Genomic DNA, 4,616 nt, shown 5'->3' on the forward strand with positions numbered 1-4,616 from the left:
TGGTTCAGGAGATCAAACCATGAAATCATCGACAATATTTACTCTATTGCTAACTTTGAACTTTGCGAATATTCTGTTTGCAGATGACCTAGATAATCAATTTACTAAATTAGCAGAGGAAATATCTAATGTAGCTGACGGTAAAACATTCGAGGCGAATGGGTTTAAAATAGAGTCCTACAAATTGAGCTGGGATTTCGATCCGAATGACATTGAGTCATGGCCCGTTAGCGTTTTAGGTATCGTGCACGGCGACTCTCCAAAGATAAATATTGTCATGCCGCCTCCTACGAAAAAGCCGCGTGAAGGTATTTCGGTTTATGTTCATAATAAATTCACAGTAAATGATTTCGATAACGATGGTGTATTTGATGGTATAAGCTACCGATCCGCACCTAATGAAGAAGGGTGGACTGTTGAAGTTCAAGATTATGAAATGGACGGTACGGCTGATACCCGCTTTTATGACAATGAAGGCATTTCAGGCCCCGGCAGTTTCTTTATGGAAATTTGGTATGAAGGTTCATGGCATCGAGTAAATATTGATAAAGATGGAAAGAAAAGCATCCTTTATAAAGAAAGGCTGCTAACCGTAGTAGAAGGAGGCGGTAAGTATAGCGTTAAAAAACCATAACAAAGCCATCAAAAACCGGCCGCAAAAAGCGCGGCCTACGACGCCTGAAACGCGGCGCGTTTTATGGCGGCGTTAAGGCTACATGGAAATTAAATACGTTTACATAGTAGTATTTTTAGCATCAGCTGCAATTGGCTCATTTTTATATAGTAGAAAATTACGAAACCGGTATGCGTCTTCAGTATTAAGTAATACTCAAATAGCTACTTTGTTTTTGCTAGCAGTTTTGGGTGCGTTACCTCTAACATTCTTGGTGTTGCAGGGCTATTCCGTTTATTTGGTTATACCAATCGTATTGATATTGTATGTTAGAGAAAGGCTAGAGCCACCTAGTTTAGCGTGGCGTAGTTTTACTTCAGCTGGCGTGGCAATATTATATTCGCAAGTGGCATTGTTCAGTTTTTTTAATGGGGCACTATAAAATCATGGACCAAGCCTTAACAAACACAAGCAGCAGGGAAAAACTTTCCGTTGCACTACAAGTTTTCCCCTGTTGTGGGCGTTAAGCCACACTAGATATGAACCCATGCATAAAATTGGATTACAGAAAAAAACTAAAGCTAAAATCGGAAAGGTTGAGGCCCACTGGTTTGAAAACGAGAGTATCGGATTAAGGAAAACTTTATTTCATCGTATAACCATACCCCTAGAGCCATTTGATTCAGGCCTCGAGTATGAAGAGCAGCCGCTGTTGACTGAAATAGTCTTGGACTGGTACGAGTTAAAATTAGAGAATCCATCCGAACTGGATGGAGCAAATTTATCACACGAGTTATACCCAGATGCCGAGGCTTCGGTTTATGTCGGTTATGCACATAATTGGTGTGATGTAAAAGAATTAGTGTTTTCTAAAATAAATGATGGAAGCTATGAAGTAAAAGGCTACGTCATCGTAGAATTTGAAAATGAGGGTGTGGCCACAAATGAGCCGTTCACTTTCGATACAACAATCGAAGTAATCACGGCTTAACAAAGTGCTCAATTTGACCTCCACTACGGCGCTTGTTTTACGGTTTAACGCTACGCTACCGCAAAACAAGCGCCTCCGTTCCGGCAAATTAGCACGGCGTTATGAGTCAAAAAGGTAAAAAAACAAGGTTTAAGTGAATAGGTAATAAAAACAGAATAAATAAAAGTTATTGGTAGGTTCTGGTAGCACAATGTGCCGCTGAGGCGGACAAATAGATTAACCGGGGTTCATAGAGAATTTAAAAAAATATGTAAGGTACGGTGTTTTTTTTAAATCTAAGTAGCCCTGCTTCCAGGGCCAAAAAATAATATTTCGTCATTTACGCTAGGCAGCAAACCAAAATGGTTAAAAAATCTCATAACAAGGCAATTGTGCGGACTTTTATAAGCTCCGGCTTCGCCTCCACTTATAAAATCCGCACATCGCGGCGTTAGGCGTATAAGAGAGCGGAATGGAAAAAAACATTAAAGATACTGTCGATGGTTGGGAAATATCTTTAAACAGAAATATTCACATGTACACTCACGCCTTATCCGTGAGCAAAGGTAAACATCGGATAAATATTGATTGTGAGGATTTACCTACTCAAGTAAAAACTATAGGTATTTGGCTTCACAATTTAAATGTATCTGGCGAAATGAAAAAGGAATTACAGGAAGTTCTGCTAAAGTGGGCCAATCAATTCGATGTAAAATTTCAAATATACGTTACCAACAATGAATTCATCGCAAGCAACAAAAGCGCCTAACAAGGCGGTCAAGTACACTCCGGCTGCAAAAAACGCAGCCTGCGCGGGACGTGCTACGCGATGCTCCGCACGCCCCTTACCTTAGCGTTATGCATAAATCGACATGACAAAGCTTCCTCCACATCCAAAGAATATAAAAGGCGATTTCTACGTTGAAGATGGCTGCTGTACGGCATGTGATCTGCCACGCGAAGAAGCTCCAGAATTGTTCAAATATGAAGATGGGCACTGTTATGTTTGCAGGCAGCCAACAACAAATGCCGAAGTAGTAAAAATATTAAATGCTATGGAAGTCCAAGATTTAGATTGCATTCAATACAAAGGTAAAAACAAAGAAATAATTGGCGGTCTAAAGCAAAGAAATCTTGAGTCTTGTATCTCAAGTAATTTTCAAGTGTTGTTAGCAAAAATTAAATCTAAGCTTTGGGCAAGGTAAATGCATAACAAGTTTAGCAAGCGGGACCGCCTATTCGGCGGCCCCTTCTAAAGGCGTTACGTGTATAAAAAATTATAATTTAGTGTCGCCGCAAAAATAAAAGTGCATTCTTTAAGTTACAAAAGATGCTAGAGAACACGGTAGTAACTCAAACCCTATCGCAGGGTCAAGAAGCCACGGAGCAAGGTTAAAAATTTCATTCTATAAGTATCGTGGTTTGCGGCTCTGTAATGTTTATCGCAAGTACTTTTGCAGCAATAACGTTCTAATCGGGAACTTGCTAAATTAAAACAATCGCGGTAGTTTCAAATTTTTTGTTTGTACGTATCGGCAGCAATGGTGCCTTAAATGAAACACAAACTAAAAACACGTAACAAGGCGGTGTTGTATGCCGCTAAACGCGGCGGGACGCTCCTGGCGTCGCGCCCCAAACCTTGGCGTTAAATTTACACAAGTATGAAACCAGAAGATAGATGGAAAGAGGCGCGAAAAAGAATTGAACTGTATGTCGATGCGGTTTTCTGGCAAGACCTTGGTATTGAAGATCCACACAGAAAGCAAAGCGTAGATTGGATTTTAGATAAATTATTTAAGCCGGAATATATTGCATTACTAGAAGATAAGTGGGAAGTTTGGCGGCAAGATGACAATGGAAATCACTTTAAAATGAAAGAAGATTTGTCATATCCCCAAGCAAAAGAAATCGTAGCTGAGTATACCGCCAAAGGTCATAAGCAGTTCTATTGGGTTCTCCCTAAAAATGCACGATAAAAAATTTAACAAAGCCATCAAAAATCGGCCGCAAAAAGCGCGGCCTAGGACGCTCCTAACGTCGCGCCCTTTATGGCGGCGTTAACTGTACATATGGATCAAAGTATTAAATCGAAATTGAGGGAAATATTCAGAAAGTCTGAGGAAGTGTTTGGTTCCCCGGACTCCCGAGGTACTCCAGATTTAGTCCCTTTTTGTGAAAATATATTAGAGCTATATGGTAAAGAGGAAGTAGATAAAAACGAATTTGAAGAAGCCTTTATCGAAGACTTCGATACACATAAAGAATGCACTTGGGAACTAGTACAAGTTTGTATGTATCATTTAAAGCTTCCTAAGTTTAAAGCGCATCTAGTGAAGCGCCTAGAGGAAGCACAAAATATTCCCGATTGGCGGGCAATTCCAGTAATTCAGCATATCTTGTCTGCGTATCAAGAACCTTGGGAAGATAAAGAATTGTTCTATGACAAAAACAGTTAACAAACGCAGCAACACGGACCCAGCAAGCATTGGCCTTGAAAAGCAGGCCAATAAACGCTTGCCGGCCCGGTTCTGCGGGCGTTATGTTTGCAAAATATGAATAGTACAGTTGCCAATATTAAGTTGATACTTCAGAAAAATGGGATTTTATTTCGAGAACAAAACGATTCTATTTTCTTAACACTACCAAATGGATTTGGCGAATTACAGATTATGGACTTAGAAGGTGGCGATGACTTAATTGGGCTGGTAGGATCGGATTGGCATACTCATAGTGATTGCTTGGGAAGTCCAGATATGGAGAAGTCCGAAAAAATCATGAGTTTCTATTCTGACATAATGTCTGGAAAGTACTTGCTTATTGAAGAGGTTGAGCCTGAAAAAGAACCTAAAAAAACGATCGAAGACGATCTAAAAAAATATATTAAATACCTGCCAAAAGGCACCAAATATAAAATATACAATAAAACATAACAAGGCGGTGTTGTTTGCCGCGAAACGCGGCGGGACGCTCCTGGCGTCGCGCCCCAAACCTTGGCGTTATGTGTAAATTATGAAATTTAAAATTGATTCTCAG

General features: G+C 40.0%; 7 protein-coding genes. All 7 read left to right on the forward strand.

Annotated elements, in window-relative coordinates; all coding sequences use genetic code 11:
* Positions 1-634: hypothetical protein (locus ACYUCY_RS18195; protein ID WP_460227963.1), on the forward strand; the 634-nt coding region annotated here is incomplete at its 5' end.
* A 526-nt stretch (positions 635-1,160) separates the two neighbouring features.
* Positions 1,161-1,604 (forward strand): hypothetical protein, encoded by a 444-nt coding sequence (locus ACYUCY_RS18200; RefSeq protein WP_460227964.1) that lies wholly within the window; start codon positions 1,161-1,163, stop codon positions 1,602-1,604.
* Positions 1,605-2,055: 451 nt separating this feature from the next.
* Complete coding sequence (locus tag ACYUCY_RS18205) at positions 2,056-2,352, forward strand: hypothetical protein (RefSeq protein ID WP_460227965.1); 297 nt, start codon at positions 2,056-2,058, stop codon at positions 2,350-2,352.
* Between the two features lie 103 nt (positions 2,353-2,455).
* A complete protein-coding gene (locus ACYUCY_RS18210; protein WP_460227966.1) occupies positions 2,456-2,788 on the forward strand; it encodes a ferredoxin in 333 nt (110 codons plus the stop codon).
* 456 nt (positions 2,789-3,244) lie between these two features.
* A complete protein-coding gene (locus tag ACYUCY_RS18215; protein ID WP_460227967.1) occupies positions 3,245-3,559 on the forward strand; it encodes a hypothetical protein in 315 nt (104 codons plus the stop codon).
* Between the two features lie 72 nt (positions 3,560-3,631).
* Positions 3,632-4,039 (forward strand): hypothetical protein, encoded by a 408-nt coding sequence (locus ACYUCY_RS18220; RefSeq protein WP_460227968.1) that lies wholly within the window; start codon positions 3,632-3,634, stop codon positions 4,037-4,039.
* Between the two features lie 87 nt (positions 4,040-4,126).
* On the forward strand, positions 4,127-4,513 hold the full coding sequence (locus ACYUCY_RS18225) for a hypothetical protein (protein ID WP_460227969.1): 387 nt from the start codon (positions 4,127-4,129) through the stop codon (positions 4,511-4,513).
* Positions 4,514-4,616 lie beyond the last annotated feature (103 nt).

The organism is Aurantivibrio infirmus (assembly GCF_054767315.1).